29 protein-coding genes and 2 riboswitches are annotated in these 26,983 nt (G+C 55.7%); of the genes, 19 read left to right on the plus strand and 10 right to left on the minus strand.

Features of this window, described 5'->3' with window-relative positions; genetic code table 11:
- Window positions 1–92: 92 nt before the first annotated feature.
- Entirely contained in the window at window positions 93–998 is a 906-nt protein-coding gene (locus tag K9857_RS19670) for a LysR substrate-binding domain-containing protein (protein WP_224538459.1), read from the minus strand.
- Between the two features lie 116 nt (window positions 999–1,114).
- On the opposite strand from K9857_RS19670, the gene metC reads away from it, so the two are divergent.
- The 10 genes from metC to K9857_RS19720 all read left to right on the plus strand — a co-directional run bounded on the left by metC (window position 1,115) and on the right by K9857_RS19720 (window position 13,238).
- A complete protein-coding gene (gene metC / locus K9857_RS19675) occupies window positions 1,115–2,266 on the plus strand; it encodes a cystathionine beta-lyase (protein ID WP_224538461.1) in 1,152 nt (383 codons plus the stop codon).
- 112 nt (window positions 2,267–2,378) lie between these two features.
- Window positions 2,379–3,200, plus strand: coding sequence for a transporter substrate-binding domain-containing protein (locus K9857_RS19680; RefSeq protein WP_224538463.1), 822 nt, complete (start codon window positions 2,379–2,381; stop codon window positions 3,198–3,200).
- A 3-nt stretch (window positions 3,201–3,203) separates the two neighbouring features.
- Window positions 3,204–3,854: an amino acid ABC transporter permease gene (locus K9857_RS19685; protein WP_224538465.1), complete on the plus strand. Its 651-nt coding sequence runs from the start codon at window positions 3,204–3,206 to the stop codon at window positions 3,852–3,854.
- Window positions 3,851–4,609: an amino acid ABC transporter ATP-binding protein gene (locus K9857_RS19690; RefSeq protein WP_224538468.1), complete on the plus strand. Its 759-nt coding sequence runs from the start codon at window positions 3,851–3,853 to the stop codon at window positions 4,607–4,609. Before K9857_RS19685 ends, K9857_RS19690 begins: the two co-directional genes overlap by 4 nt.
- A 200-nt stretch (window positions 4,610–4,809) precedes the next feature.
- Window positions 4,810–6,096 (plus strand): OprD family porin, encoded by a 1,287-nt coding sequence (locus K9857_RS19695; protein WP_411961590.1) that lies wholly within the window; start codon window positions 4,810–4,812, stop codon window positions 6,094–6,096.
- 169 nt (window positions 6,097–6,265) lie between these two features.
- Entirely contained in the window at window positions 6,266–8,353 is a 2,088-nt protein-coding gene (locus K9857_RS19700; RefSeq protein WP_224538471.1) for a transketolase C-terminal domain-containing protein, read from the plus strand.
- Between the two features lies 1 nt (window position 8,354).
- Window positions 8,355–9,623 (plus strand): dihydrolipoamide acetyltransferase family protein, encoded by a 1,269-nt coding sequence (locus tag K9857_RS19705; RefSeq protein WP_224538473.1) that lies wholly within the window; start codon window positions 8,355–8,357, stop codon window positions 9,621–9,623.
- A 90-nt stretch (window positions 9,624–9,713) separates the two neighbouring features.
- Window positions 9,714–9,918: riboswitch (cobalamin riboswitch) on the plus strand.
- An 88-nt stretch (window positions 9,919–10,006) separates the two neighbouring features.
- Window positions 10,007–11,944 (plus strand): TonB-dependent receptor plug domain-containing protein, encoded by a 1,938-nt coding sequence (locus K9857_RS19710; RefSeq protein WP_224538475.1) that lies wholly within the window; start codon window positions 10,007–10,009, stop codon window positions 11,942–11,944.
- Window positions 11,944–12,318, plus strand: coding sequence for a (2Fe-2S) ferredoxin domain-containing protein (locus K9857_RS19715; protein ID WP_224538477.1), 375 nt, complete (start codon window positions 11,944–11,946; stop codon window positions 12,316–12,318). The genes K9857_RS19710 and K9857_RS19715 overlap by 1 nt, the downstream gene beginning before the upstream one ends.
- 17 nt (window positions 12,319–12,335) lie before the next feature.
- Entirely contained in the window at window positions 12,336–13,238 is a 903-nt protein-coding gene (locus K9857_RS19720; RefSeq protein ID WP_411961591.1) for an ABC transporter substrate-binding protein, read from the plus strand.
- Window positions 13,239–13,334: 96 nt separating this feature from the next.
- Here K9857_RS19720 and K9857_RS19725 read toward each other — a convergent pair whose 3' ends face one another.
- The gene (locus K9857_RS19725; RefSeq protein ID WP_224538481.1) at window positions 13,335–13,799 is read right to left on the minus strand and encodes a four-helix bundle copper-binding protein; all 465 of its coding nucleotides are present in this window, start codon (window positions 13,797–13,799) and stop codon (window positions 13,335–13,337) included.
- A 241-nt stretch (window positions 13,800–14,040) separates the two neighbouring features.
- Here K9857_RS19725 and K9857_RS19730 point away from each other — a divergent pair, with 241 nt between their 5' ends.
- The 3 genes from K9857_RS19730 (at window position 14,041) to copC (ending at window position 15,132) form a co-directional block, all read left to right on the plus strand.
- Window positions 14,041–14,430: a DUF2946 domain-containing protein gene (locus K9857_RS19730; RefSeq protein WP_224538483.1), complete on the plus strand. Its 390-nt coding sequence runs from the start codon at window positions 14,041–14,043 to the stop codon at window positions 14,428–14,430.
- A 109-nt stretch (window positions 14,431–14,539) separates the two neighbouring features.
- Window positions 14,540–14,662 carry a hypothetical protein gene (locus K9857_RS30310; RefSeq protein WP_263487937.1) on the plus strand — a complete coding sequence of 41 codons (123 nt, stop codon included), beginning with the start codon at window positions 14,540–14,542 and terminating at the stop codon, window positions 14,660–14,662.
- A 95-nt stretch (window positions 14,663–14,757) separates the two neighbouring features.
- The gene (gene copC, locus K9857_RS19735) at window positions 14,758–15,132 is read left to right on the plus strand and encodes a copper homeostasis periplasmic binding protein CopC (protein ID WP_411961589.1); all 375 of its coding nucleotides are present in this window, start codon (window positions 14,758–14,760) and stop codon (window positions 15,130–15,132) included.
- Between the two features lie 72 nt (window positions 15,133–15,204).
- On the opposite strand, the gene K9857_RS19740 is transcribed toward copC, so the two are convergent.
- Both K9857_RS19740 and K9857_RS19745 read right to left on the minus strand, forming a co-directional pair.
- On the minus strand, window positions 15,205–17,277 hold the full coding sequence (locus tag K9857_RS19740; protein WP_224538485.1) for a TonB-dependent receptor family protein: 2,073 nt from the start codon (window positions 17,275–17,277) through the stop codon (window positions 15,205–15,207).
- 137 nt (window positions 17,278–17,414) lie between these two features.
- Complete coding sequence (locus tag K9857_RS19745; protein WP_224538487.1) at window positions 17,415–17,789, minus strand: DUF2946 domain-containing protein; 375 nt, start codon at window positions 17,787–17,789, stop codon at window positions 17,415–17,417.
- Window positions 17,790–18,308: 519 nt separating this feature from the next.
- On the opposite strand from K9857_RS19745, the gene K9857_RS19750 reads away from it, so the two are divergent.
- Entirely contained in the window at window positions 18,309–18,596 is a 288-nt protein-coding gene (locus tag K9857_RS19750; protein WP_224538488.1) for a c-type cytochrome, read from the plus strand.
- Window positions 18,597–18,638: 42 nt separating this feature from the next.
- Here K9857_RS19750 and K9857_RS19755 read toward each other — a convergent pair whose 3' ends face one another.
- The 3 genes from K9857_RS19755 to K9857_RS19765 all read right to left on the minus strand — a co-directional run bounded on the left by K9857_RS19755 (window position 18,639) and on the right by K9857_RS19765 (window position 20,483).
- Window positions 18,639–19,187 (minus strand): putative natural product biosynthesis protein, encoded by a 549-nt coding sequence (locus tag K9857_RS19755; protein WP_224538509.1) that lies wholly within the window; start codon window positions 19,185–19,187, stop codon window positions 18,639–18,641.
- A gap of 166 nt (window positions 19,188–19,353) precedes the next feature.
- Window positions 19,354–19,737, minus strand: a complete 384-nt coding sequence (locus tag K9857_RS19760) for a DUF2946 domain-containing protein (RefSeq protein ID WP_224538511.1) — start codon at window positions 19,735–19,737, stop codon at window positions 19,354–19,356.
- A gap of 98 nt (window positions 19,738–19,835) precedes the next feature.
- Window positions 19,836–20,483: an energy-coupling factor ABC transporter permease gene (locus tag K9857_RS19765; protein WP_224538490.1), complete on the minus strand. Its 648-nt coding sequence runs from the start codon at window positions 20,481–20,483 to the stop codon at window positions 19,836–19,838.
- Window positions 20,484–20,523: 40 nt separating this feature from the next.
- A riboswitch (cobalamin riboswitch) is annotated at window positions 20,524–20,722 on the minus strand.
- 342 nt (window positions 20,723–21,064) lie between these two features.
- Between K9857_RS19765 and K9857_RS19770 the strand changes: the two genes are divergently transcribed.
- The 4 genes from K9857_RS19770 (at window position 21,065) to K9857_RS19785 (ending at window position 24,458) form a co-directional block, all read left to right on the plus strand.
- Complete coding sequence (locus K9857_RS19770) at window positions 21,065–21,448, plus strand: DUF2946 domain-containing protein (protein ID WP_224538492.1); 384 nt, start codon at window positions 21,065–21,067, stop codon at window positions 21,446–21,448.
- 346 nt (window positions 21,449–21,794) lie between these two features.
- Window positions 21,795–23,630 carry a TonB-dependent receptor plug domain-containing protein gene (locus K9857_RS19775; RefSeq protein WP_224538494.1) on the plus strand — a complete coding sequence of 612 codons (1,836 nt, stop codon included), beginning with the start codon at window positions 21,795–21,797 and terminating at the stop codon, window positions 23,628–23,630.
- 63 nt (window positions 23,631–23,693) lie between these two features.
- Window positions 23,694–24,122 carry a copper uptake system-associated protein gene (locus K9857_RS19780; RefSeq protein WP_224538496.1) on the plus strand — a complete coding sequence of 143 codons (429 nt, stop codon included), beginning with the start codon at window positions 23,694–23,696 and terminating at the stop codon, window positions 24,120–24,122.
- A gap of 141 nt (window positions 24,123–24,263) precedes the next feature.
- Entirely contained in the window at window positions 24,264–24,458 is a 195-nt protein-coding gene (locus tag K9857_RS19785; protein WP_224538498.1) for an AbrB/MazE/SpoVT family DNA-binding domain-containing protein, read from the plus strand.
- Window positions 24,459–24,557: 99 nt separating this feature from the next.
- Here K9857_RS19785 and K9857_RS19790 read toward each other — a convergent pair whose 3' ends face one another.
- The 3 genes from K9857_RS19790 to K9857_RS19800 all read right to left on the minus strand — a co-directional run bounded on the left by K9857_RS19790 (window position 24,558) and on the right by K9857_RS19800 (window position 26,461).
- Window positions 24,558–24,971, minus strand: a complete 414-nt coding sequence (locus K9857_RS19790; protein ID WP_224538500.1) for a PaaI family thioesterase — start codon at window positions 24,969–24,971, stop codon at window positions 24,558–24,560.
- Between the two features lie 384 nt (window positions 24,972–25,355).
- Complete coding sequence (locus tag K9857_RS19795) at window positions 25,356–26,135, minus strand: SDR family oxidoreductase (protein WP_224538502.1); 780 nt, start codon at window positions 26,133–26,135, stop codon at window positions 25,356–25,358.
- Window positions 26,135–26,461, minus strand: coding sequence for a nuclear transport factor 2 family protein (locus K9857_RS19800; protein ID WP_224538504.1), 327 nt, complete (start codon window positions 26,459–26,461; stop codon window positions 26,135–26,137). Before K9857_RS19800 ends, K9857_RS19795 begins: the two co-directional genes overlap by 1 nt.
- A gap of 88 nt (window positions 26,462–26,549) precedes the next feature.
- On the opposite strand from K9857_RS19800, the gene K9857_RS19805 reads away from it, so the two are divergent.
- Window positions 26,550–26,879 carry a winged helix-turn-helix transcriptional regulator gene (locus K9857_RS19805; protein ID WP_224538506.1) on the plus strand — a complete coding sequence of 110 codons (330 nt, stop codon included), beginning with the start codon at window positions 26,550–26,552 and terminating at the stop codon, window positions 26,877–26,879.
- Window positions 26,880–26,983 lie beyond the last annotated feature (104 nt).

Raw genomic sequence — 26,983 nt, forward strand, 5'->3', positions numbered from 1 at the left:
AAAAGCGGTCATCGAACGCCACGCTTAAAGCCAATTGCGAGAGATAACGTCATGTGCGTCGACGATCACTAAAGATACGGACAACTCAGACGCTAAGAAGCGTTATGTCGTCGTAAATCTCGCTCTAGCTGAATTCGCATCATGCGCATGAACTGGCGGACATTCTCATGTAGTGGCTTGCCGTGCCTAAAAACCATCAAGTTCTTGAACATGACGTCTTCACTGAAAGGCTTCACGACTAGCCCTCTGCCGATGAAGTCGCAAACAGAAATCGGATCGACAAATCCCACCCCCAGACCAAGCATCGCCATTTCACAAATGGTATGAGAAAACGCTGTGACAACCTGGATGTTGGGCACGACTGCATGCGCATTCAATACGTCATCAAAACGATTACGCGCGCTGTCCTCTGGATTTAGCGCTATGAGCCCAACTCCGGCCAGATCAACTGGTTTGATGACGGGTCGTCTGGCCAAAGGATGAGATGGAGACATCACAATGACGCCAGGGTTATTGAGAAACGGAGAATGTTCGAGCGCGGACGCTGGCATTTCATCCGCCATGATCCCGATATCACATTGGCCGGACAGAACGTGCTGGTAGACCTCCTTGGAGCTTAGGATCTTGAGCACGACACGGATGCTTTTGTTAGGAAGATCGAACGCAGCAAGTGCCCTTGGAACAAACGAATTACCCAGGGCCGGGTGGATCGCGACAGTCAGTTCCCCTATTCCAAATTGCCGAAGACTTTTCAACTTGTGTTCAATGGTCTCGACGCCCACGAACAAATGGTCGACATCAACCATCAGGGCTAATGCCTCTTGAGTAGGCACTAGGCGGCCCCGGGTGCGGATGAACAACTGCAACTCGGCACGGGTCTCCAATTTGCGGATCGCCTGACTGACCGCAGATTGAGACACACCCAACATCGTGGCGGCCCTGCTCGTTGAGCCGGTGGTCATCAGCGCGCGAAAAGTTTCGATGTCTCTAATACTCACCTGTCACCACCTTATTAGCGCAGCTTATAGGGCTACCATTCTACGATCTTGTAGAGCGGCGGGGTCAAGCTTCTAATGCAACCTCCTACCGCAACCCCCGCAAGGCAACCCTGAACATGAGTTTCATTGACCACGCGAAAAATCCTTACGCCAGCCTGTCTCCGGCAGTGTGGCGCGGATCAACCGTCGTCTTCGATTCTTTCGAGGACTTCGTGGCCCGCAAGTCACGCCAGCCGGATGGCTATAGCTACGGTATCACCGGCACGCCAACAGCCCGTGGCCTTGAGCAGCGCATCGCACAACTTGAGAACGGTAAACACTGCATCGTCACACCTTCCGGTCAGTCCGCATTGATGACCACGGTCATGGGATTCATACGCACGGGCGACCATATCCTAGTGTCAGATTCGTGCTACGGCGGCTTGAAAGCGTTCGCCCAGTACTGGCTTGAAAAATTGGGGGTGGATGTTGAGTTCTATCCGCCAACTATCGATTCAGGCATCGAACAATTGATCAAGTCCAATACGAAGATGATCTGCCTCGAAGCACCGGGCACGGTCACCATGGAAATGCAGGATATCGATGCGATTACCGCTGTGGCCAAACGCCATGGTGTCCTGACCATGATGGACAACACTTGGGCGAGCCCGTTGTATTTCCGTCCCCTAGACCATGGCGTCGACTTCTCCATTGAAGCTGCGACTAAGTTCTTCGGCGGACACTCCGATGTGCTGATGGGCAGTATCAGCATGAACAACGCTGACCACTACAGCCTGTTGCGCGAGACCCAGAGCATCCTTGGTCAGCAAGCCAGTCCCGAGGACTGCTTCCTTGTCCTACGCGGGCTCGAAACGTTGAATGTCAGGCTCAAAGAGCAATGTGGCAACGCGCTGCAAATCGCTCAGTGGCTGGACCAACAGCCGATGGTCAAACAGGTGCTTTTCCCGGCACTGCCAAGTGATCCCGGTCACGCCATTTGGCGCAAACATTTCCAGGGCAACGGCTGTTTGTTCTCCATGATTCTCCAGCCGGCGGACGAATCTGCACTCGGCGCGTTCTTCAATGCGCTGAAGCATTTCCCGATTGGCGCAAGTTGGGGGGGCACGCACAGTCTGATCGCCTACTATCCGGCTAGCCAGCAACTGGCACGCGCTTTCTCCCCCACTTCAGAACCGATCATTCGGATCTCCATCGGCCTGGAGGACCCAGCCACCCTGATCGAAGACCTGCAAAATGCGCTGCAGACCTACGAGCGCGCGCGACGTTGATGTAGATGCAACAAGGTAGGCGAAAGTAAAAATTCACCACCTTCCGAAGTGTTTGATGCTGCCACCTTTGTGTCCGTATGCGGGCAAACATAACAACAAGCGAGGATGGAATATGAAAACAACAATCAGCATGAAATTCGCTCTTCCCCTGTTCACCGCGCTCACGCTGGGCATCAATTCTGCGCACGCAGAAGACAGCCTGGAAAAGCTCAAGATTCTGGGTGAGATTCGTATCGCCAATACCCAAACCAGCCCACCTTGGAGCTACCTGAACGACAAAAACCAGCCCGATGGCTATGACGTTGCCATTGCTCAGGAAGTCGCGAAACGTATTGGTGTACCCAAGGTGGTTTTCGTAGCGGATAACTTCAAAAACTTCGTCGAAGGCTTGAAGGCAAACAAATACGACATGGTCATGAATGACCTTACCCCGACTGAGGAGCGAAAGCTGCAAGTCGACTTTTCCGCCCCCTATGGCGTAGAAGAATTCAGGATCTTCCGACTGGAAAAGAACTCCGACATACAAGGCCGTGATGACTTAGCAGGCAAATCCATGGGGGTTACCTCAGGTTCAAGCAATGAAAGCTGGGCGCGTAAACACCTGACCCAATCCGAAGTACGCACCTACGACAATGGCGGCTTGGTGTTCAATGATCTAGTCAATGGACGGATCGATTTCATCGTCACCTCATGGTTCAGTGGTGAGAACTACCGCAAAACCAACAACCTGCCAATAACGGCGGTAGGCACACCCCTCACCTACCAGTTATCGGCAGCAGCCTTGGCAAAAGGACGTGACAGCCTCAAGTCTGCCGTCAACGTGGCAATCGGCGAAATGATTGCCGATGGCACGGTAGATAAATACGCGAAGCAGTACATTGGTGATTATTACCACATGACCGAGGGGATCAAGAAAGCTCAGGCAGAGGAATAAGTAATGTTTGAACTCTTTCTGCGTTCGTTACCCCTGCTACAAACCGCGGTTCTGGTAACGCTTGGCTTGGGGCTGGGGGCTTTTGTACTCGGTGGGACACTGGGTCTGGGTATCGCGCTCATGCGAAATTCAGGCGTCAGGTTACTGCGTATGTTTGCCTTCGCGTATGTGTCGGTGTTTCGTGGCACGCCCCTGTTGGTACAAATCCTGTTGATCTACTTCGGCCTGCCCTATTACGGAATCGTGCTGTCACCGATTCCTTCCGCACTCTTGGCCTTGTCGCTATTTGCCGCTGCCTATCTGAGCGAGAATTTTCGCTCCGGTATCAGCGCGGTTGATCCTGGCCAATGGGAGGCCGCTCAATCGATGGGCATGGGGTACTGGGTCTGCCTGCGGCGAATCATCCTGCCCCAGGCATTTCGAATCGCATTGCCGCCACTGGGCAGCCGTCTGATCGGCCTGATCAAGGACACATCGCTCGCGTCGACGGTTACTGTGGTGGAACTCACGCGAGTGGGTGAACAAGTTGGCGCTTCCACCTTCAGGTACATGGAAATGTTCCTGATGATCGGGATGATCTACTGGTTGATCAACCAAATCCTGACCTTGTTCCAAACGTACCTGGAAGGCCGCATGACGAGGCGCTACCGATGAAACAGAAAAAAATCGAAGTCAAGGCTCTTGCCAAGTCATTCGGCAGCAATGCCGTACTCAAGCAAGTCGACCTGGAAGTGTTTGCCGGCGAGGTGGTAGTGATACTTGGGCCCTCGGGCTCGGGCAAAACCACTCTCCTTCGCTCGCTGAACTTCCTTGAGCAGCCTGACAGTGGCACGTTGGAGATTTGTGGTCATCGTGTCGAGGTCGTAGCCGGCAGGAAGCTGTCGCGCGGCGATAACCAGCAGATCACCAAGTTGCGTCAGAAAACTGCGATGGTATTCCAGTCCTTCAATCTGTTCCCTCACCTAACGGCACTCGAAAATGTCATCGAAGGCCTGGTCAGTGTGAAGAAAGTGCCGCGCAAGGAAGCGATCGATAAGGGTATGGCGTTGCTTGAGCAAGTGGGCCTCGGTGAAAAGGCGGAAAGTTATCCCGCTCGACTGTCGGGCGGGCAAAAGCAACGCGTAGCCATTGCCAGGGCACTGTCGATGGATCCGCAGGTGATCTTTTTCGACGAACCGACATCGGCACTGGATCCCGAGTTGCGCGATGAGGTACTCAGTGTGATGCGCAACCTGGCAAACGCCGGAATGACCATGCTGGTGGTGACTCATGAAATCAAGTTCGCACGCGAAGCAGCAGACCGAGTGATCTTCATGGAGGGCGGCGTCGTTATCAAAGACTCGCCAAGTGAACTGTTCTTCAGCGAAAGCAGCGGTGAACGGATACAACAATTTCTGAGACGCCATTAATCACCATCGTGAAATAATCAATCAAATAATAAATACAAAACATCAACTATCACGCGAGGCGCCACATATGCCCTCGCCGTGACGACTGCACTTGCCTAAAAAAACAAAAACAACATCTTCATAACCATAAAAACAAACGCTGCACATGAAGGGCTTAGAGCATGTTCAAATCAGTTAAAGGTATTACGTTAGTTTCTTCAATGATCATAATCCATTCGCAAATAGCGCAAGCTGCATTTGTCGAAAATCAAGCTGACAGCAAGGGGTTTCTGGCTGACAGCAAACTTGAAGTCAAAGCTCGTAACTATTACTTCAATCGCAACAAGACCCACGGAGCAGTGGATGATAAGGATTGGACGCAAGCTTTCCTTGGTACTTACACCTCGGGTTATACCCAAGGCTGGCTCGGGATTGGTGTCGATGCCTTCGGCTACGCGGGTTTCAAGCTTGACGGTTCGGACAAATACTCTGGATCGGGCAACCTGGTCACCAATCACACCGGAGAAAATGAAGATCAGCATGGCAAGGCTGGTGGCGCGGTAAAGCTGCGGGTTTCCAAAACCGCACTAAAGATAGGCGCAATGCGACCGGCAAGCCCCGTCTTTGCCGTGGCCGACTCCCGCTTGATTCCGCAGACTGCAACGGGTCTTAGTCTGCAGAGCAGCGAGATCAAAGGACTGGATCTGGAGGCAGGACACTTTACCTCAGGCTCGAGCCAGGACGACACCAACCATGATGGTCAAATGTGGGCTACCTATGCAGGGGTCACGGCCAATTCCGCGAACTTTGTCGGTGGACGATACAAACCTAACGAGCAAACCGACATAGGGCTGTATCACGGCCAGCTCGAAGACATCTGGGACCAGTTCTACGGCAACATTAACTATCTGGTGCCACTGGGTAGTGGCACCTCTCTTGTATTTGATGCGAACTATTACCGCACCGAAGATTCGGGCAGCTCAAAAGCAGGTGACATCAACAATAATACCTATGCATTGTCCATGGGCTATACCTTCCTCGGCGCGCATCGGGTGACGTTGGCTTATCAGAAGGTAAATGGCGATACACCCTTCGACTTCGTCGGATTTGGCGACAACCGCCGCAGTGGTGGTTCGATCTTCCTGCCGAACTCGATCCAATATTCCGATTTCAATGGTCCTGGCGAGGCGTCCTACCAAGTGCGGTATGACTTGAATATGACCCCCTTCGGTGTGCCAGGCCTCGCGTTCATAGCTCGTTACGTCAATGGTAAGGACATCGACGGCACGCGCATGGACCCCAGTAGCCCATATGCTCGCTACGGCTACGGTGCTGATGGTAAGCATCATGAAACCGACGTGGAGGCCAAATACGTCGTGCAATCGGGGCCAGCGAAGAACATGTCAGTCCGTGTACGCCAAGCTTGGCACCGTGCCAATGCGGATCAGGCTGAGGGAGATATCAATGACTTCCGGGTGATCATTGAATACCCGATCTCAATTCTCTGATCATCCTGTCCCACACATTCAGATTTTCTACACCAATCAAAAGCATTTCCAGATCACCACTCTCCAACGAGAGGTATCTGGAGATGCACTTTATCGGTCCCGCCGTATCCCAGAGAAAAGTTTCGAGCAAACTCTGTAGGTTATAGATCGATTTGAGGGCATACAAAAAATGACCGCAGTTCAATGTAAGGAACGGCTAGAGCAGCCTGCCGAAGACATCGTTAATTATTACGACTGGAAACGCGTTGCTTACTTCATTCATGTTTCAAGAAGACTGGATGATCTTGAAGAGAAAGTATTGATTCCGGAGAAAAAGATCTTTTACCAATTCTCCGCCAGGGGCCATGACATGGCGCAGATTCTGCTCGGACTCAAACTGACCGATCCAAATGACGCAGCCTGTGGTTACTATCGCTCGCGTCCGTTGCTGCTCGCGATGGGAGTGGATCCTGTCGACGCCTTGGGGTCCTCAATGGCGAGAGCAGGGGGCTATTCGGATGGACGTGATATTGGCGTGGTGTTCAACTACCCGAACCCGGGTGGGCCGACAGCACTGCCGATGTGTGGAGGCGTCGGTGCCCAGTACACGCCCACCGCCGGCTGGGCTCAAGCCATCCAGTATCAGAGCCAAGTCCTGCAAAATCCGTCCTACGGTGACGCAATCAGCGTGGTGCTAGGAGGGGACGGATCGGTGGCCACCAATGGCTTCTGGGCGGCGCTGACCATTGCGACAACGCAGCAACTGCCAATGCTTTTCTACATTGAAGACAACGGTTATGGCATCTCTGTGCCCTCGACCTTTCAAACGCCAGGCGGCGACATAGCTGCGAACCTCGCCAGCTTTCAGGGGCTGCACATCCTCAGCGGCAATGGCTCCGAGCCTCTGGAGAGTGCTAGGTTGATTCACGACGCGATGTCACATGTCCGGGGTCGCAAGGGCCCGTGCCTGTTACGCTTGAAAGTTCCTCGCCTGCAGGGACATAGCTTTCAGGATACCCAGGCCTACAAGTCAGTAGATTTCGTAAAGAGCGAATGGTCCCGCGATCCACTACCAAAATTGCGTGAATTCCTGGTCCCGCAACTGATCAGCGCCTCAGAGTGGGACCAGATTGATCAGCAGGCACAAATAACCGTGGAACAAGCTTGTCAGGAAGCAGAGATGCGTCCTGTCAGCGAACCGAGCCGAGTTACCCGTAACGTTTTTTTCGAAACGCAAATCCAGCAACGAGGCGGGCAGCTGCCAGGGGGGTATATGCCTCCCGTTGTGAGCGAGATGCCGATACCGGAGGGCCAGCGTATAAACATGGTCGCCGCCATTCGCCGTACGCTTGATCACGAATTGGCGCTCAATACCAAAGTGGTGGTCTTCGGAGAAGACGTCGGCCCCAAGGGCGGTGTTCATGCCGTGACCTTGGGCTTGCAGGAAAAATATGGCGAAGGTCGCGTATTCGATACCAGCTTGTCGGAAGAAGGCATCGTAGGTCGTGCCGTCGGCATCGCCCTGGCCGGCTTGGTGCCCGTGGCGGAAATTCAGTTTCGCAAATACGCCGATCCTGCGATGGAACAGATCAATGATTGCGGCACCATGCGCTGGCGCACCAACAACCGCTTCGCAGCTCCCATCATACTGCGCATTCCGGGCGGCTTCTTCAAATGCGGCGACCCTTGGCACAGTCAGACCAACGAAGTGCAATTCGTCCATTCGCCAGGTTGGCGTGTGGCGGTGCCATCCAATGCCGAAGATGCCGTAGGTCTGCTTCGCACCGCGCTACGCGGCAACGATCCTGTGATCTTTTTTGAACACCGGGCAATGCTGGATGCAGCTTCTGCACGCCGTCCCTATCCGGGGGACGACTTCGCCCTACCCTTTGGTAAAGCACGCAGCGTCTGCCAAGGAGAGCAGCTCACCATTGTGACCTGGGGTTCCATGGTGGAGCGCTGTCAGCAGGCCAGCGAGGGACGTTCGGTCGAGGTGATCGACCTGCGAACGCTGATGCCCTGGGATCGAGAAGCCGTGCTGAGTTCCGTGCGACAAACCCATCGATGCCTGATTGTGCATGAAGACTCAGGAACCGCTGGCTTCGGTGCAGAAATCGCGGCTGTAATCGCTGATGAGGCGTTTCTGGAACTGGATGCGCCGGTGGTACGTCTGACCATGCCGGATATACCCAGCCCTCACCATCCAGCGTTGATGGAATACGCGCTGCCGTCAGTATCGGATATTCGCGCCAAAATCGACGAGTTGATGGAATTCTAAGATGAATGATCTGAACCGTACAGAACTCGGAGCAACCGACATCATCGCTCCTTTACAACAAGAGGGCACTAAGGCAATCCTGCGGACCTGGCTGAAAAAAGATGGCGAACAGGTACACAAGGACGAACCCATTGCAGAGCTGGAAACCGACAAAGTGGTCGTGGAAGTCTGTGCACCCTGTAGCGGTCTTTTACATGTAGTGATGAGCCAGGACAGTGATGCACCGCCCGGCGCACTGCTAGGTCGTATCGCACAGGGTACGCCACAGGCACTATTGCGCGCCGATCAGGTCAACCCGGCGCCGCGAGAAAAAAAAGAGCAGCCAGACGGGTATGCCAGGCATTCTCCTTCTGTTCGTCGGCTCATCGCCGATCACAATTTTGATCCCTCGACGATCAAGGGATCGGGCCGTGGCGGTCGTCTAACCCGAGAAGACGTGATTGGCGCAATCGGTCGGCAATCGCCACGCGAAGTTCATACGCAGGTGTTCACGCAATCTGCTAGCGCAGAAGCTCCGCCACCAAAGTTGGCTCGCGATATACCCCAAATACCACCGACAGACTCGCAGGTATCGGCGTACGTACCACACAGCAGCATGCGCCGGCGTATCGCCGAGCACATGCAACAGTCGGTTAACACGGCCCCGCACGTTACGTCGGTATTCGAGGCGGATTTCTCAGCCATTATCAAACACCGCGAGAAACACAAGGCAGACTACGCCAGACAAGGGGTCAAACTGACCTTCACCGCTTACTTCATAGCCGCCGCCGCTGGTGCAATGGCCGCGGCACCCGACGTAAACAGTCGTTGGCATCCAGAGCACATGGAGTTGTTCCGCGACGTTAACATTGGTGTGGGTGTCTCACTCTGGGACAAGGGACTGATCGTTCCTGTAATTCATCGTACCCAGGAACGCTCGCTGCTGGGTATTGCATCGCATCTGCAAATGCTCACGGACGCAGCCCAGCGCGGCAAGCTCAAAGCTGAGGATGTACAGGGTGGAACATTCACGATTTCCAATCACGGCGTTTCAGGCTCCCTCTTCGCCACACCGATCATCATCAACCAACCGCAATCGGCGATTCTGGGAATCGGTGCTTTGGAAAAGCGCGTCGTCGTGAGAGAGATTGACGGTTCGGACTGCATCCAGGTTCGTCCGATGGCCTATGTTTCGTTAACAATTGATCATCGAGTGATTGATGGCAGCCAGACCAACGCATGGCTGAGCCGCTTCGTTGAACTGCTTGAAGACTGGCCAGTGGACGCATGATCCAGGAGTACGTCAAAACGATTTGTTTTGAGTGAAGTTCCGCGGTATTGAGCCATGCATGGAAGTTGACGAGTGGTCCATGGAGTGTTCAGATGCCACCCTGTTTCAGGTGCCCCATGCCGCCGTGCATGGGGTGAAACGGGAAACCGGTACGCTCTTATCGAGCAAGTCCGGTGCTGCCCCCGCAACGGTATATGCGTGATGCCTTCGACACACCACTGTGGCTAATGCCATGGGAAGGTGAAGGTGTCCATACGCATGAGCCCGGAGACCGGCCTGAATCTCTTTGGCAAAAATCCTGCGGTGGGCGGGCATGGGCCGGTATCGCCGTGCACGATGCCATCTCCTGCATGCTCTTCTGCGAATTAATTTTCGGGAAGACAATGATTCAACGTTTCGACACACCTGCTTCAACTCTCTTGCTGGGTTGCCTGTTCAGCCCCCTGCTGATGGCAGACGACACGACGCTTGAGCTCAAACAACAGATTGTGACCGCGCCGTCGGTGGAATCCACAACCGTGGCCGACATGGCGCACTACGGCAGCAAAGTGGACATCATCACACGCGAGCAGATAGAGCGAGCCGGACCCAGCGCCGATGTTACCCGCGCCCTGCAGATGTTCGTTCCGGGACTGTACGTAGCTCCGAAAAACGGGCCGTTCGACTACGGCACCTACTCGCTGCTGGGCGGGCGCAACGACGACACGCTGATCCTGCTCGATGGCGTACGCCTGAACAATCGCCTTTACGGCGGACTGTATCTGGACACCTTGCCTGCAAACGCCATAGAACGCATCGAAGTACTCAAAGGCGGGCAGAGCCTGCTGTTTGGCACCCAGGCGATTTCTGGTGTGATCAATATTGTCACGCGCAGCCCGCTGACCCGAACTGCGTCCGGTGAAGTCAATCTCGGGCTGGATACTTTCGGCGGGACCACCGGCGATTCGCGTGTGGAGAAGATCTTCAGCAACGGCTTCGGCGACCTGGGTTTGCTGGCCTATGTCAGTCATAACGTCTCCGAGGGTTATGAGCCGTTCCGCACCAGCGATACTCAAAACGTTACACAGAAGAAGCGCGCCTACGAGGTAACGACCTTTGGCGGTAAAGCGATCCAGTCATTTGGCGATGACGCCAGACTGGAGCTTTTTTACCAGTACGCTGATGCCAACCTGGATTTCGCTCGACCGGTCGATGATCACAAGACCACCAACGACCGTGTCCAGCAGATCGCCACGGCGACCTTCGAGCAAAACATCAACGAGCGCCTGAGCTACTTCCTCAAAGGCCACGTCAACGATTGGGATACGCGCTATACCCGCGTCAACAATACCGAGGGCGGCGGCACTCAGGTGATCAATCACAACGATTACTGGGGCTTTACCGACTGGGGGGTACAAGCTGAAGCCAAGGCCGTGCTGCCGGGCGATCACATCCTCATAATTGGTTCGGATAATCAATGGTTCAAGGGTCAGGATGATGTCTTGATCATCGACAACGAAAAAGCGGAAGCACACGCGCTCTACACTCAGCTGCGCCCTCAGATCGACGCTCTTCCCAATTGGCATCCGAGTATTGGTATCCGACACGAAGCCATGAGCGGTGGTGACAGTGCAACCGTGGGTATGCTGACTTCGCTTTATGACCTTAACGATAACTGGGCAGTGCGAGGCCAATACGGCACCGCTTACAAGCTTCCTAACGCCGAACAATTGTTTGTCAACGAGCCTGGCGATGAGCTGGGAAACCGTGACCTGAAACCTGAAAAAAGCCGTAACGCGGAACTTGGCATCGATTACAAAGGCTCCGTGCTGGAGCGCGACTTGCAAGCCAGCGTCACCCTTTTCAAGCGCAAGATCGACGACCTGATCACCCTCGACGATATTCAGTGGGTCAATGGCCAAGGCCAGATCGAAATGCGCGGCTTCGAAGTGGATGCCAACTTGGCGTTGAACGATCAGTGGAGTCTGCAAGCGGACATGACCCGCAATCTCACTGAGTCCCGCGCAGGGGTGACCATCAACGATGTGCCGAGCTTCTTCGCCCGCTCTCGAATCGGCTATGAATCACTCGATCGGCTATGGGGCACCGGTGGTGCCGTCCGTTACGTCCGCGATGTCATCAGCTCACGGGGGGTAGAATACGGCCATTACTCGGTAGTCGACGCCGACGCCTACCGCTATCTCGACAACGCACACCAGCATCGCTTGAGCCTGTTGGTGGAAAACCTGTTCGACCGCGACTACGTTACAAGCCGCGCCAGCAACGTTGACAACCTGGGTCGACCGTTTACGACCGAAGTGCGTTACACGTATCGCTTCTGATGAATATTCCCAGCACCGAATCCGTTACTTCGTGCAGTACCGTGGACACCCACCCTGACTGGTCGCATATCCCCGACCACTCCCGCCACGTGTTCCTATGCACCGGACCGCGCTGTACGCAGCGCGGCTCGTTGCAGTTATGGAAAAAACTACGTCGCCGTTTGCTCGAGCACGCCCGTATCGAAACACCAGGAGGCGTGTTACTGACGCGTACGCACTGCCAATTCCCCTGCAATCTAGGGCCCGTGTTGACTGTCTATCCGGAGGCTTGCTGGTACCGTGTCCGCAGCGAAGCCGAAGCGCACCGCATTGTGGATTCACATTTGGTGGAAGGTATAGTCGCTGCCGATCTGTTGATCCGGAGTCAGGCTTGAAACGTATTTGGATTCTCATGAGCGCGTTGCTCTGGACCACACCAGTGTTGGCCGGGGACTATCGTAATTGCGGTCAGAACTGGACTCTCGCTCACTCGCCACCTCAACGGGTCCTCGCCCTCAACCAGCATGCTGCCGATCTGATCTTGGCACTAGAGGGAGCGCCCACGTTGGTGGGCGTGGCTTACCTGGATGACAACGGGGATGGGGAAACGCAAGACGACTATTTCGGCGTGCCGGTGATCGCTTCCAAATATCCATCCAGCGAAGTGCTATACGCACAGAAGCCGGACCTGATCGTTGGAGGCTTCGCCAGCGCGTTTGGCCAAGGCATAACTTCGCGTATAGGCTTGGCCAAAAACGGCATCGCTTCCTATCTTCTGGAGTCGGCTTGCAATGGTCACTCCCTGGACTACTTCGGGCATATCCACAACGATCTGCTCACACTCGGCCACCTGTTGCACAAACAGCAGCGGGCCCGCGAGCTAATTGATGAAATGGATGCCGATTTGCTCAGCGCCCAGGCGGCGACCCGCCCGGGAAAACCCATCTCTGTTTTTTATCTAGACAGTGAAATCAATGGCCTGGACAGCGAGGGCAAGCGTGGTTTCGTGACGACTCTGCTTGCCGCTGCGGGGGCGCGAAATGTATTTGCCGAAGTTGATCAATACCGAGTAACCGTGAGTAGCGAAACATTGCTGGTGACTGACCCTGACGTCATCCTGCTGGCTGATGCCATATGGTCGCCTGCAACACGCAAACGTCAGTTGCTGAGAGGTGACCCTGTGCTTTCGAAGCTGCGGGCCGTGCGGGAAAATCGCCTGATTGATATTCCCTTCACTCATGTAATGCCCACTTTCGCCAGTGGGCGTAGCGCTCTGGAGTTGGCAGAGCGATTGAAGAACATGTCTGCGGATTAAGTTCACCACCTAAACGGCTGCGATCCGGCCCTCAATTGGGACCACGGCGGCCTGATTCATCCTGGCCCGGCTGCAATGAATATCCAGGCGGGTAAATCAGGCAGCCAGTGCCTTGCACTCTTTCAGGCAGGCAGCGCAGGAGTCTGCGCAAGCCTTGCACTGCTCATGCTTGTTTTCATGCTTACGGCATTCCGTTTCGCAGCTTGCGCAGACGTCGGCTACGACCCTAGCCATGGCGGGGGTGAATTTGGAGCCTTGCGAGGCCAATTTCATCAAGGCGCCACAGCTCGCCAACAATTCACTGACTGACTGAGCACAGGCGGCCATTTCCTTGTCGCCCTCCCCCAGCAGCACCAGACAATGCGCTACACAGGCTTCGCCGGTCTTGAGGCAATCACTGCTGCTGTCGATCAGGTTGGCGTAACTTTTGCCGTCGGCGGTACCGTTGCCATGATCGTGGTGGTGTTCATGTTCCTGAGTGGCGGTGGCGGCCATCGCAGAGCTGGCCATTGCCACCACCACTGCACCGGCGACGGTCTTCAATACTTCACGTCGTTGCATAATCGTTCCTTTGATCACAGTTGGTTGGCCACCGGCGGAGCTTGCCCACGCTGCCACGTCGGGCCTGTAGGAGAGACCATCCGGAAATATGGTTTCTAAAATCTAGCAATGATTGCAACATTTGGAAACAGTAGCCGTCGAGCTGCCCAAGGCCTCCTGCGGCGTTACATCGCATTGATGAATTTTTACATCGACGCTGAATTCCGGCTAAATGGGTGCCTTCTGTTTGCCGACCTCACTCATGTCCTCATTGAAGCGCATAAGCCCCTGGATAGCCTGCCTGGCCGTGTTGCTGAACGTGATGGCCATGCCGCTGAGCCGTGCGGTACAAACGCCGGATATACAGCTGATGCTTTGGGGAGAATTCTGCTCAGGAGGCACCTCACAAACATTGCCCGCTGGGCTCGACAAACCGATCACGTCCCTTGAGCAAGCATCATCAAAACTAGTCGCGCAACACGGCGACTGCAGCTGTTGCCATGCGGGATTGGTGGCGCTGCCATCGAGTTACTTCCGGCATTTTCTGCCGAGGTATACACCAGATACCTCCCTCGACAATCCTGAACGGCCAACGTTACATCCCAGGATTCGCTGGGCTAGCCTAAGCCCCCGCGCCTCTCCCATCTCCTGACAAGCCTCCCGTCGACATCTGTCTGACGCGGTCTTCATGCCTAACTTTAGCCGTCACCCCATGACGTCTACGCCTTTGAAGCCTCTTAGTCATCAGGAAGTGTGCGCAGTTGAAAAACCTCACCAACCGCTATTATGAATACGTCTGGTATGACCCTGACTGTGCCCAGGCGCCCCTGCACTCACCGGGCGATGGTCGCGCGATTTACGCCGGCGTGACTCTCGACTTCTGATTTTGATGATTGCCGGAGCCGGGGCAGCTCCGGCAATTCAGCGCAATGAACCTGAAACGTATCCATCGCCCGTCACTAACCTGAGGTAATACCGAATGTCCGTTCATCTTGCGAAAAAAGTTATGACCACAGTGGTCTTGCTTGCATCCTTTGCAACCGCCTCGTCTGTCTTTGCCCATGCTCACCTCAAGAGTGAAACACCGGCCGCCGACAGCACGGTCACCGCGCCCAAGGAGCTGCGCCTGGTGTTTTCGGAAGGTGTTGAAGCCCAGTTCACCAAAGTTTCCATCACGGTCGATGGGGCCGCGGTTGAGGTGAAAAGCATCGAAACCGCTCCAAGCGATAAGAAAACCTTGATCGTGACGCCCGAAAAACCGCTGAACGCAGGCAAATACAAAGTTGAATGGCATGCGGTATCGGTTGATACCCACAAGAGCGATGGCGACTACAGCTTCACCGTCGGCAGCTGATTGGCATATAAGAACGCAACGCTGGAATTAAGGCCCACATTGTGGGCCTTTTTTTCGTGAGTGACTCTCGACCTACCAGACAAACCGGATTCCGGTATAGACCGCCCGCCCCGTGCCCGGGTTGTACAACGCTGAATCGGCGTCGGCGCTACCGGCGATGGCGACGTTCGCAATATAGCGTTTGTCGAGCAGATTGCGCCCTTCGACATAGCCGGACCAACCCGCTCGCTGCGGGTCGTAACCGATCTTGAAGTTCAGCAAGGCGTAGTTGTCAGCCTTCACCTGATTGGCATTGTCTGCGTAATAGTTTTGGGGCACCCACTCGGTATTCGGCCCCGCCGAAACACCACTTGGGTGTTTATAGAGCAACTCGGCACGGACGTACTGTGGCGGCACGCCCGGTAGGTCGTTATTGCCGTAGCGCGAGTCACCGTCAAAGAAGAAATCGCTGTAGGTGTAGGCCGCGTTGAACCAGAAACTGTCCCCCTGGCTGAAGGCGGAGCGCAGAACGGCAATGCCCAGCCCCGCTTCGAGGCCTTGGTGCACAGTACGGTCGGCATTGACAACGGTGCACGGACTCCAGGGCGCGGTGGTCAGGCACTGCAATTCATTTTTGATTTCTGAGCGATACAGCGCGACGTCCCAGTTGAAATCCTGTCGATCGCCCCGGGTGCCAACCTCGTAGGTTGTGGCCGTTTGGGCATCAATGTCGGTACTGGCCGGTGAGGCAAAGCTGTTGGCGTCGAAGGTGGGGGCCTCGGCGCTGCGCGAGATGTTCGCGAACACCTGCCAGGCGGGATCGACGTCCCAAAGTACACCAACTTTGGGGCTGAAGTTGTCATAGGTACGATTGCCCGACTGGTCACCGTCCGAAAGAAAACGGTCGCGCCGGTCGCGCTCTTCATGCTGGAACTGCATGCCGGCCACCAGCGCTACATTGGGCAGGAAGTAGAAGGAGTTTTCGCCGTAGGCGGAGACATTCTTCGACTCGTCGACGTTGGAAGCGGCCAGTGCGCCCTTATGGCCCCCTGTCAGGTTTTCATATTGATTGTTGTCAATCTTGCCGTTGTGCAGATTGACGCCGGCCACCAGCCGGTTACGGAACCCGCCGATTTCCCGGTCATCGGTAGCGCGCACGAAGCCGCCGTAGTCATCGACATCGTAATCGAGCCACTGGTAGATCGGGTGTTTGACATGGCGATGGACGCCGAACACGCCGAAATCCAGCGTGGTGAAATCATCCAGGCGCAGCGTGGTCTTGTTGGCCACGCGGACCGAGTCGATATTGCGTTGCTGGTCCAAGCGCTCGAATTCGGAATCCGCTTTGCGGGGCGAATGCAACGCGGCTTCCTTGGTTACCTCGCCCGGCAAGCGTTGGCGTATTTCGTTGGCATTGAAGTAGAAGCGTGTTTCCACATCAGGAGAAAACTTGTAACCGAAGTTCGAGCTGAGGCGTTTCTGGTGGCCATCGCTGTGGTCGCGGTAACCATCGAATTCCTGGGCCGAGCCGGTGACGAAATAATCAAAGGGGCCATCAGCACCACCGGTGCTGGCCTGCGACTTCAGGTAACCGAAACTGCCGCCATCGATACGGCCGTCGAATGCCGACGCATCACGCCCGGTTGGCGTGACGAAATTGATCGCGCCGCCCAACGAGTTACCGCCGTAACGCAAGGCATTGGCACCCTTGTATACCTCGACATAGCGATAGGCAGTGGGGTCTACCTCGAACAAGTCCACCAGGCCGTCGGAAGTGTTGATCGGTATGCCATCCATGTACATGTTCACGCCACGGTTGCCGTAATTGCGTGACAGACCGGAACCGCGAATCGAGACACGTGCGTCATCGCCATACCTGGATTGGGCGAATACACCCGGCACCCAGCCAAGCATATCCTTGATCGTCTGTGCCGGGCCGTTCTTGAACGCCTTGTCGGAGACAACTTCCACCGCGCCGGGCGTGCGCTGGATTTCGGTGGTGGCCTGAGCCGTGTCAGGCACCGTCAATGAAGACACGGAGGCCACGACGCTGGTATCCGGCAGGATGATCGTCTGGGCGCCGTCTTCGGCCCCCACGGCATGCGCAGCCTCGATATTGCAAATCAAGCCCAGGGCCAGGCTCACTAATGGGATATGGCGCATCATGCGCTCCTTTCTTCAGCTTTTTAGTTATGTGATTTGTCCGCGAGTGCTTCTCACGTCAGTTGGGCACAGCCGGACCATTGCTACAGGCACGACCAGGTGCCCTCAGCCAGGGTGCGGTGTGATTGCGGTGAACGAACCTAGGGAGCGCGGGGGTTGGCGGGAGGCCAGATAAGACGCGGTGATGTATCGACGCGTCGTTCAGTAATGGCGAATTTCTTGCCGGACGGATGTAGCAGCCAGCTCAGGCAAAGCAACGCGGCGATGCTCAGGGCGACGGTACTGCATAACGGGCAGCCCATACCCGGCATCAGACTCGTGCTTCTCGAGCCACCGGCGCCGTTATTCACCTCGTCACCGGTACTGTTATCGACCGAGCAAAACAGGCCGCCGACACCATTGAGCTCAAGGCCGGTCTGCTGGCCATGATTGAGGCTACAGGTCAAGGCACTGAACAGGACGCATGCATAGAGAATCCAAGCGATCAAAGAGCGACGACGGTGAAAAACACTCATGGAGTTGGCTCTATGGGTAACGATCTTTATTGTTATTTTCCATCATAGACACACGATAGCTCTCTGCCACCCAGTGTATGTGTGGGGCTCGAGCAGGAGTGTCGCGGGGGCGGGCGGCAGCGCGTCCATTGCAAGATCATCGATACCAAATTGGCGGATCAAGAAACGAAGAGTGCCAGGGCCCTTGCAGGTCCTGGCACTTATGACGCGATGTTAACCCTGCCAAGAGAAACCAACGCATCAGCCATGACTGTAGCATGCACTCACACATAGACAGGATTGCGACAATCCGCCACAGCAAATCTACCTGAGCAACAACGAGCCAATGGCCTGGCAATCGAGCCGATCACTGCGACAAGCTGTCGCATTTGGGGTGTCTGAAATCCCTCATTACACTCAGAAAGCACCACTGTTTCTCCAAGCCCGACTGGCACGTGCTGTGGCAATCCTCATTGCCTTCAGATGGAATGGCGCAGTTCAATGACGCTATCAACACTATAAAAAACCAAGAGATCACACATGAAGAAATTACTGGCTGTTGCCTGTTTACTCGTACTCTCAACCGCCCATGCTGCCCAAGATCCCGAAGTAGTGTTCAAACGTTCTTGTGCCATGTGTCACAACGGCCAATTACCGATGGCACCGAAAAAATCTGATCAGGCGGCATGGAAACCGCGCCTTGAGCAAGGAACTGACGTACTGGTCAAGCATGTGACAGAAGGTTTTAACGCAATGCCCGCGCGAGGGCTATGCATGGACTGCAGCGCTGAAGACTACAAGGCAGTCATTACCTGGATGTCGAAATAAGGACCGCTTTCGAACGAGCGATCCCGCCATTCGCACGTGATCTCACAAGCCCGGGATGGGCAGCCAGCGTCGAAATCCGACGCCGCCCTTACCTGTCAACGGACACCAGGCAAAGTCCCAGGGCACCGGTGGGAGCTCCTCCTGCTCCAGATCAACACCGGGGACGACCCGAGGAGCCACTTTCCAGTCGAACACTTTCATCGGCGACCCTTGCCAGACCAGCACCAGCCCCCGTGCCTGGCTGTCATCGGTATTGATCCAGCGCGCCGCAGCCGCGGTCATGAAGGCATCAATGTGCTCCTCGTGGATTTGTTCCTTGTACGCCGAGGTGAGCAGCCAACGGCAGATGCTCAGGTAATAAGTCCAGTTGAGTGGCGGATGATTGCGGTAGGCCCAGGTCATGAAGCTGCGAAAGATGTTCAAGCCATCGGGCGGATCCAGCTTGAGCAAGCGCGGACAGACGTCGAACAGTGTGTGCCAGTAAGGCAGTAGTCGCGCATCCAGATGGACAAAACACCGGGCATTACCGGGGTAATCGGGAAACGGTAGTAGGAAATCGCCGCGATTAATTACGCGAGACTTCTTGCTCAAGGGGTGGCTGGAGCCATACTGTGAATAGTCGAAAACCCGAGACACGCTGCATTCCTTCTCGTGACGTTTGAGCGGCACCCAGTGACGGTCGCGTCATCGGCGACCTGCCAAAACGGGTGAAAGGGAACAAGCATCGATCGGCTGCAAAAGCCGGCCAACTGCAACGTCAGAACTGAGGGGAAGCGCGAGGATTGGCCGAGGGCCAGGAATAGCGGGGAGGCGCCTTGCAGCGCAGTTCACGACTGGGACGCGGTTGCTGTCCGACTCGAAGCAACCAGGCCAGGCAAAACAGAAAGGCGATGCTCAACGTCACCGCAGAACACATCGGACAGGACAGGTTGCCGGCCCAGCCGCTGGCTGACTGCTCGGTGAAGTCGCCGCTCTTGACGGGGCTCTTGCTGCCCAGCGATGAGCAAAATTGACCACCGATACCGTTGAGTTCAAACCCCAACATCTGACCGTGCCCCAAACCGCAGGCGAACACGTTGAACAGGACGCAAAAGTACAGCGTCCAGGCAACGAGAGAGCGGTTTGAGAGGGACAGTTTCATGGTGGCGACATTAACACTGAGGCACTCTGGATTGAAGATCAGGGCAGGTCTATCAACTCCACTGCCAGCAAACATCCAGGCAGTGGAGTCACTCTCTATCACGCAACCTTGAGCGACTTCACGCAAGTGAAACGCTCGACAAAGGTATTGTCGGCATAACGCTTGAGCGTCCGCGCCACCAGACAGGTGAACAGGGGCTCACACAACACCAGGGGCAGGTACGCAATTGCAAACAAAGCCCAATTGCTCAGCGGAGTCGGTTCTTCGCCCATGGACAACCAGAAGCCCACCATTGCAACGACGCCGGTGTAATACAGCGCATCAAACTTGACGACTTCCGCCCAACGAATACTGCGACCGGCAACGTCGAAGAAGCGACGACCGAGCAGGCCATGGGCGGCGGTCAACGGCAGCATCAGGGACAACGAGTTGACGCCCAGATGCACTAGGTCCTGGGGTTCGAACAACAGCCCTTGTAACAACAGGCCAATAGCAAAACCAAACAGCGTCGGGATGAAACCGAAGATGATGTAAACCGCAGAGGCACCGACAAAATGCAACTCCGAAGCGCCCACCGGTAAATGGAAAATTTCCATGAACACCGAGAAAAACGCTGCGGCGAGTATCGTTTTGATCAGGTTATCGGGGCGCAACAATTTCGGCGAAAAGGCCGCGAGCGTGGCGATTGCAGCAGCGTTGGCGTACAGCACTTTGGCGGCATTGAGTACGCCAGGTTCGATATGCATCAATTCTCCCTCCGAGGGATGCGGTCTGGAAACTGCCGGGGTATTGGGCAGCACTCGTGGCAGGTCTCCTGGCTCACGGCTCGACACCCTCCCGCGCCTTCCCGGCCGAAATCGACCAGTGGCATCCGCGAAAAAGCTAACCGTTTACAGTTGCGGGGGCAGCGCAGGAATAGCCGGTGGGGCGTACCTGCTTCCCTATTGCTTCACCGGATGGTGAAACCACAAAGCGCCAACAGAATAAGGGTTTTGCTGGACCTGCGCACGAGACGAAAAGCCTTTTTTTACGAGGTTCCATAACGCCCTGCGCGACAGGCTGCCACAGGGTCGGTGGGCGCCACGGAAAAGCAGCTCAAACGCACAAGCTGCGCCAGAATGTCGCAGATTATTGAAACCGAAGGACCTCGTTAGACTTTGCGGCCCTTCCTGCGGCGGGCGAATACATGCTGGAAAAGCACAATTGGATTGCTCATGTGCCTTCGGAGCCGCTCGGTCTGACTCGATATTGCACCCGGCGTTTGAGCACAGCCAAAAACATACTGGCCAGATGGCACATCCGAAAACAGGCTGCTAGATTCACTGCCATGGAAAAGTCCCGCAAAGACCGCTCGCTGATTGCCTGGATGCTCTATGCCTGCGTCTTGTTCAATCTATTGTCTTGCGGTATTGCCCATGGCCAGATGGCTGGCCTGACCCTCAACGGCGCTGGCGGGCAGTTTTGTTCGGTGTCCAATTCCGGCATGGGCGACTTCGACAGTGATCTACCCGCCCTGTCCAAGAGCAGTTGGGCCAGCCAGTTCAACTGCCCTGTGTGTTCCTCTATTACCTTAAGCCTAGCCTTCTTGTTCTGCCTTGCCTGGCTTGTGCAGACGCGCCGTGTTCAACGAAAACCCGTTGAAACCCGCAGCAAAGCACCTCCCCGCTATTCCTGGCCCTCGGCCAACCCTCGCGCCTCTCCGATGTTCTGATCAGCCACGATTATCAGCGCTGTATCTATGCCCGCTCGACCTTCAGATCCTGTGATCCTCAAGAGGCCGGGGCGCAGTACGGTTGTGATGTCGGTACCTGACACGCGTTTAGGTGCGCCAACGCTGGCGACTTTCACAGGTGCAGCAATACCCGGCGATGCATGGGGATGCACCGCTGGTTGACGACCTCAGGTATTGAAAAATACACGGGCACTGACTCCGCCATGGAGCAGTGCACCGTGAACAAGGAGCACAGGGCATGACGCACAAGGCTATTTGGTATGGAGTATCGCTATCAGTATTGGGGGCCACAGCCGTTGCAAGGGCCGCGGACAAACCCGTTGAATTGCCACAAACGATGGTGATCGGCTCCTCGGTGATCGACCAGAACAAGGTCGACTCCTTTGGAAGCCTGACCACCGTGGTCGGCCAGGAACAGATCCACGACCTGAACGCCCTGGACCTGGCCTCGGCTTTGCGCCGCACACCAGGCGTCACGGTGTCGCGCTTCAACCCAGTGGGTTCGTTCGGCGGCGCTGAAGGCGGCGCGGTGTACATCCGGGGCATGGGCGCCAGCCGGCCTGGCAGTGAGATCAAGACCTACATCGATGGCGTGCCCTTTTACATGGGCGTCTGGGGCCATCCGCTGCTGGACCTGCTGCCGATCAATGCCATGCAAAGCATCAGCGTCTACAAAGGCCCGCAACCGCAAAAATTTGGCAACACATTCGCGGCAATCGACCTGACACCGATCAGAGCCGAGGAAGGTGACAACCAGCATGGCGAATTGCAGGTCACCGGCGGCAGTTTCCACACCGCCACCGATCAAGCCTCGCTGTATGGCCGCAGTGGCGACTGGGACTACGTACTCGCACAGGGTGCCGCGCACTCGGACGGTGACAGGCCAGACGGTGATGGTCGCTTGAGCAATGGCCTGGCGCGTATCGGTTACCGAATGAACGAGAACTGGAGCACCGGCCTGCTGCTGTTGCACGCCGACAACCACTCCTCGGACCCTGGCCAAAAAGGCCTGCCGGAAACCAAGACCGGTGAGTTCGATACTCGCGGCACCTTGGCTTCGCTCTCGCTCGATCACAACTACGATTGGGGCAATGGCAGCGTCAAGCTGTACCACAACGAAGGTCGCGGTAGCGCCCTGGATCAACCGGGGCTTGATGGCGACACCATCAGCGACTTCACCTTGCAAGGGCTGCGTTGGGAGGAAAACCTGCGCCCATGGCAAAACGGCGAAGTAGCGTTGGGTCTGGACGTTGATGAGATGAAGGGCGACGTGACTTACAAACGTGTAGCACCCGCCCCTCGCGGCGAATTTGACACGCCGACCCTGCGGGTCACTTCGCCGCACGTAGCGGTGAGCCACGCCTTCGAACTGAACGACAGCTGGACGCTGACCCCTTCAGCGGGCGTGCGCACGTACGAACACAACGTCTTCGACAGCGCCACAGCACCTCACGCGGGTGTGCTGCTGTCGACCTCCAATGTCGAGTTCCGTGCGAACCTGTCTCGGGGCATCAACTACCCAGGACTCGAAGCGCCAGTTCTTTCAAATCTGATCCCGGCCCTGGGTCAAAGCTGGAAGGACCTAAAGCCCGAGAAGCTTGATCACCAGGAACTGGGCGTCAAATTCAATCCGTTCGACAGCACGACACTGGATCTGGCCGTGTTCAAGGACAAGTATCAAGATCGCTACTTGTTCGCGTTCCCGCCTGTCGTGTCACAGCCCTCCTTCACCAACCTGGGCGATTACGACATCAAGGGTGCCGAGGTCATCTGGCAACAACGCTGGACCGATAACTGGAGCAGCTTCGTCGGCTTCACCTGGCTTGATCCATCACTGAAAACTCTGCCTTACGCACCGAAACAATCGCTGTCGCTGGGTACTACCTATGAGACCGGCCCTTGGCGCTTCAGTGCCGATGCTCAGTATCAGAAAGACATGTACGTACTCGCCGAGGAACGCACCGCCGGTGCAACCAACTTCTCGCAAGTCGACAGCTTCACCGTCGTGAACCTGCGTATGGGTCATGCCGTGCCTGCCTTGGGCAAGGTCGGCGAGGTGTTCGTGGCGGTTGAAAACCTTTTCGACCGCGACTATGCCTACCGCACCAATTATCCAATGCCCGGCACGTCCGCTCAATTGGGCGTGAAAATGGGCTTCTGATCCCATGCGATACCTTCAGGCTGCCGGTCCTTCGACGGCAGCCTAAACTCAAGGACCCGTACCATGAAATTTGCACCTTTGCTTCTTCTATTGGCAACCCTATCCACCGGTGCCCTGGCTGACACCGCTACGGACCAGCAAAGCATCGAACACATGATGCGCCACACCTGGGAACGTCCGGATGCACCACTGGATGTCGGCCCGGTCACGGTCGAAGGCGATCATGCGGTAGCTGGCTGGACCCAGGGCGAACGCGGCGGCCGTGCACTGTTGAGCAAAAACGAGAAGGGCTGGCGAGTAGTGCTGTGCGCCGGTGACTCATTGCTGGACCCGGCGACCCTGCGGAGCGCCGGGCTGACATCTGAAGCGGCAACCCAGATGAGCCAGGCTGTGACACAGGCCGAGAGTGCCCTGCCGCAAAGTCGAGTGAAGCAGTTCGCGCTGTTCAAAGGGGTGATGAAAGTGGATGCGGAGCACTCGTCCACTCGATAACTATTGTTCATGCTGCGTGCTTCCCGCGGGCTAGACAGGAGAGCTACTTCTTCAACACAGTCGGCCGGTAGCTGTCCGTCGCTCATGTACCGGCGTAAGATATGAACTCAGTTCACCTGCCTTGAGTAGAGCGAGTATCCAATGAGTGATTCTGTGCGGGCGACTGTGATATGTCAGGACCCAGGCGATGGAAGTGGGGATGTGATCATAGATCTTCCTCCTGACGTCCTTGCAGCGATGAGCGTTGGCCTCGGTGACTTACTGACCATCGAGTTGGTTGAAGGAGCGATAGTGCTCAAGCCAATCAGAGATGCTGATACGAACTCCAGAGCCTAGAACGGCCAGAAGCAGTCATTCAAGGTGATTCGATTGCACTCACCCACTGAGCATCATGATGCAGTCCATTGACTACCAATGCCTTGATGGTCCCGTACTTCAACTCATCGACACAGCGAAAACCGCGCCGGCGCGCGCAACTACTCGCTCGCCGACATGCAAGCTGACGGCGGCAAACGCCAGTTGACGTCCTTTTTTGGAGTACTCAAGGCGCACTTCCAGCCACTCATTGATTTGGACTGCGCCGAGATAGTCCAAGGTCATGCTTGCCGTGATCAATGGCTGTGGAGGGTCGCTGGAAAATGCCATGGCGTAACCCATACCCACATCGGCTAATGTCGCTAATACACCGCCATGCAAGGTGCCGCGGCCATTGGCATGTCGTGAGTCAGTCAATAATCCCAGCTCCAATTGCAGCCCGCTGCCACTCGCATAGATCGGGCCAAGCAAATCAAGCAACGGACTACTACGGGTAAACGGGGTGAAGCCCTCAGGAATTGCCGTGGTGTTCATGGACCCTCCTTGTGCCGGCTACTAACCGGCGTCATTGACCTGAATACATCGATTCAACTCGGGGGGGTTATTTGTAATCGTGCAGGTGGGCAAGAACTATGGGTGTACGGAATTTGCCGTCATAAACCGTGCGCCCTGAATCGGCAGCACTGACAACTGTTGAATAGTCGCCTATGAACTCGATAATCCGCTGAGTCTTCGCAGGAAACAGCCATGTTTCGGTCAGTGCATAGACCCGGATACGAGTGCGACTGCGTCAACCTTTCCCCAGGTGTCAGCGGATTTGGATAACCACGGCACACATCAGCTTGCCGAATGAGGGGCAGCCAATTTTAATGAGCCGCCCAGATCGGTCCGTCGCGCCTTCACAGCTAACTGCGCCGCTTAGACAGTTGGAATTGTCCCGCCATCGATTACGTACTCGACACCTGTGAGGGCGCTTGCCTTAGCCGAAACCAGAAAACTGATAAGGTCGGCAACCTCCTGTGGTTGATTAGGACGACCAAGGGGAATACCTCCTAGCGAGTCCATTACAGACTGCCTGGCTGCCTCTTCGTCAATCCCGCCTGACTCCGCAATTCGCTTGACCAAGCCAACAGCAGCCTCAGTTTCCACCCAACCTGGAGACACCCGCAGTACCCGTACACCCTGCGGACTGAGTTCTTTGGATAACGCCTTACTGTAATTTGAAAGCGCTGCCTTTGCGGCCGCGTACGCTGTTGTAGCCTCGCAAAGCGGCAACTGGCTTTGGATCGACGTGACATGAATGATCACCCCGCAACGTTGCGCAACCATCAGGGGCGCCAGCGTGCGATCTATTCGAACCGAGGGATAGAAGTTCAGGTCGAACGCTGCGCTCCAATGTTCCTCCGTCAAAGCCTGGAACCCACCGCCCGGGGCCGAAGAGCCACCCAATACATGAACGACAATATCGATGTTGCCCCATCTGCGTTGCACTTCGCCGACAACAGCTTGGCAACCGTGCAGCGTGGTTAAATCCGCAGCGAAAAAACAGTCTTCTGAAAGCCATTCGGGACGATGCCTGGAAGTCGCAAGCACGTCGACGCCCTGCCCCTGCAACGTTTGAACGACAGCTTTCCCTATCCCCTGCGTACCTCCAGTCACAAGAGCGCGGCAACCTTCCAGCCCATTACCGGCATTCATCAACGAATCTCCAGAGCAGTTATCTTTCCATCATGAACACTGAAGGTATGCGTCACTACCACAGGGCTGCCGGGAAAATGACCGGAGAGCCGTACTCTGATCACCGACTTCGCCCCATTCTCCTGACTGTCCAAAGGTTCGGCGGTGTATCGGTATTTCGCTTTCGCAGCCGCTCTCCATGCGCTGATGGCCTCAATACCTACGATGGTTTTCCCCTCATCCAGGACAGTCGCATCATGCGTAAATACGGTGTTTAAGGCGCCGATGTCGGTGCCGGCCTCATTTGTAAAATAGGCTTCAATGGCTGGGTGCTGAGCGATACTCATCGAGTTAATCTCCTGATGGACAAGTGCTACTCATGATCAGCGCCTCAGCCAAACTCGACAAGAACGCACGAAAAAGTAAGTGGCTACGATGAGCTATAAAAAAATCTACACACCTGATTCAGCGGCCGAAGATGTCAACGCCGTACTTGCATTGCTGCGTGGCAGATGGAAGTTGGTCATCTTGTTTCACCTCTTTGATGGCAAGGTTCAACGCTTTTCAGATCTCGAACGCGTTGTCAGTGGCATATCTCAAAAAATGCTGGCTCAACAGCTGCGGGGGCTGGAGCGAGATGGACTGGTGATACGTACCGTCTACGACGAAAAGCCACTTCGAGTGGACTACCGCCTGACAGAGTGGGGACAAAAGCTTTGTCCTGTGCTTGATGGAATGTTGAAGTGGGCGGATTCAGCTAACTGAGCAACTAAAAGCTACTAATCGACGGGGTTCGCGGACTGTATGCTTTTTGACATTCTGAGCGTCAGCCAAGGGTCGGGTACTGCAATTCGTGACCGGCAGAAAAC

It is taken from the genome of Pseudomonas sp. REP124, assembly GCF_020164475.1.
Taxonomy (GTDB): Bacteria; Pseudomonadota; Gammaproteobacteria; order Pseudomonadales; family Pseudomonadaceae; genus Aquipseudomonas.

Coding starts and splice junctions, on each gene's coding strand:
- metC (WP_224538461.1), top strand. CDS start 1,115: ATGAGTTTCATTGACCACGCGAAAAATCCTTACGCCAGCCTGTCTCCG.
- K9857_RS19680 (WP_224538463.1), top strand. CDS start 2,379: ATGAAAACAACAATCAGCATGAAATTCGCTCTTCCCCTGTTCACCGCG.
- K9857_RS19685 (WP_224538465.1), top strand. CDS start 3,204: ATGTTTGAACTCTTTCTGCGTTCGTTACCCCTGCTACAAACCGCGGTT.
- K9857_RS19690 (WP_224538468.1), top strand. CDS start 3,851: ATGAAACAGAAAAAAATCGAAGTCAAGGCTCTTGCCAAGTCATTCGGC.
- K9857_RS19695 (WP_411961590.1), top strand. CDS start 4,810: ATGATCATAATCCATTCGCAAATAGCGCAAGCTGCATTTGTCGAAAAT.
- K9857_RS19700 (WP_224538471.1), top strand. CDS start 6,266: ATGACCGCAGTTCAATGTAAGGAACGGCTAGAGCAGCCTGCCGAAGAC.
- K9857_RS19705 (WP_224538473.1), top strand. CDS start 8,355: ATGAATGATCTGAACCGTACAGAACTCGGAGCAACCGACATCATCGCT.
- K9857_RS19710 (WP_224538475.1), top strand. CDS start 10,007: ATGATTCAACGTTTCGACACACCTGCTTCAACTCTCTTGCTGGGTTGC.
- K9857_RS19715 (WP_224538477.1), top strand. CDS start 11,944: ATGAATATTCCCAGCACCGAATCCGTTACTTCGTGCAGTACCGTGGAC.
- K9857_RS19720 (WP_411961591.1), top strand. CDS start 12,336: ATGAGCGCGTTGCTCTGGACCACACCAGTGTTGGCCGGGGACTATCGT.
- K9857_RS19725 (WP_224538481.1), bottom strand. CDS start 13,799: ATGCAACGACGTGAAGTATTGAAGACCGTCGCCGGTGCAGTGGTGGTG.
- K9857_RS19730 (WP_224538483.1), top strand. CDS start 14,041: ATGTCCTCATTGAAGCGCATAAGCCCCTGGATAGCCTGCCTGGCCGTG.
- copC (WP_411961589.1), top strand. CDS start 14,758: ATGTCCGTTCATCTTGCGAAAAAAGTTATGACCACAGTGGTCTTGCTT.
- K9857_RS19740 (WP_224538485.1), bottom strand. CDS start 17,277: ATGATGCGCCATATCCCATTAGTGAGCCTGGCCCTGGGCTTGATTTGC.
- K9857_RS19745 (WP_224538487.1), bottom strand. CDS start 17,789: ATGAGTGTTTTTCACCGTCGTCGCTCTTTGATCGCTTGGATTCTCTAT.
- K9857_RS19750 (WP_224538488.1), top strand. CDS start 18,309: ATGAAGAAATTACTGGCTGTTGCCTGTTTACTCGTACTCTCAACCGCC.
- K9857_RS19760 (WP_224538511.1), bottom strand. CDS start 19,737: ATGAAACTGTCCCTCTCAAACCGCTCTCTCGTTGCCTGGACGCTGTAC.
- K9857_RS19765 (WP_224538490.1), bottom strand. CDS start 20,483: ATGCATATCGAACCTGGCGTACTCAATGCCGCCAAAGTGCTGTACGCC.
- K9857_RS19770 (WP_224538492.1), top strand. CDS start 21,065: ATGGAAAAGTCCCGCAAAGACCGCTCGCTGATTGCCTGGATGCTCTAT.
- K9857_RS19780 (WP_224538496.1), top strand. CDS start 23,694: ATGAAATTTGCACCTTTGCTTCTTCTATTGGCAACCCTATCCACCGGT.
- K9857_RS19785 (WP_224538498.1), top strand. CDS start 24,264: ATGAGTGATTCTGTGCGGGCGACTGTGATATGTCAGGACCCAGGCGAT.
- K9857_RS19790 (WP_224538500.1), bottom strand. CDS start 24,971: ATGAACACCACGGCAATTCCTGAGGGCTTCACCCCGTTTACCCGTAGT.
- K9857_RS19795 (WP_224538502.1), bottom strand. CDS start 26,135: ATGAATGCCGGTAATGGGCTGGAAGGTTGCCGCGCTCTTGTGACTGGA.
- K9857_RS19800 (WP_224538504.1), bottom strand. CDS start 26,461: ATGAGTATCGCTCAGCACCCAGCCATTGAAGCCTATTTTACAAATGAG.
- K9857_RS19805 (WP_224538506.1), top strand. CDS start 26,550: ATGAGCTATAAAAAAATCTACACACCTGATTCAGCGGCCGAAGATGTC.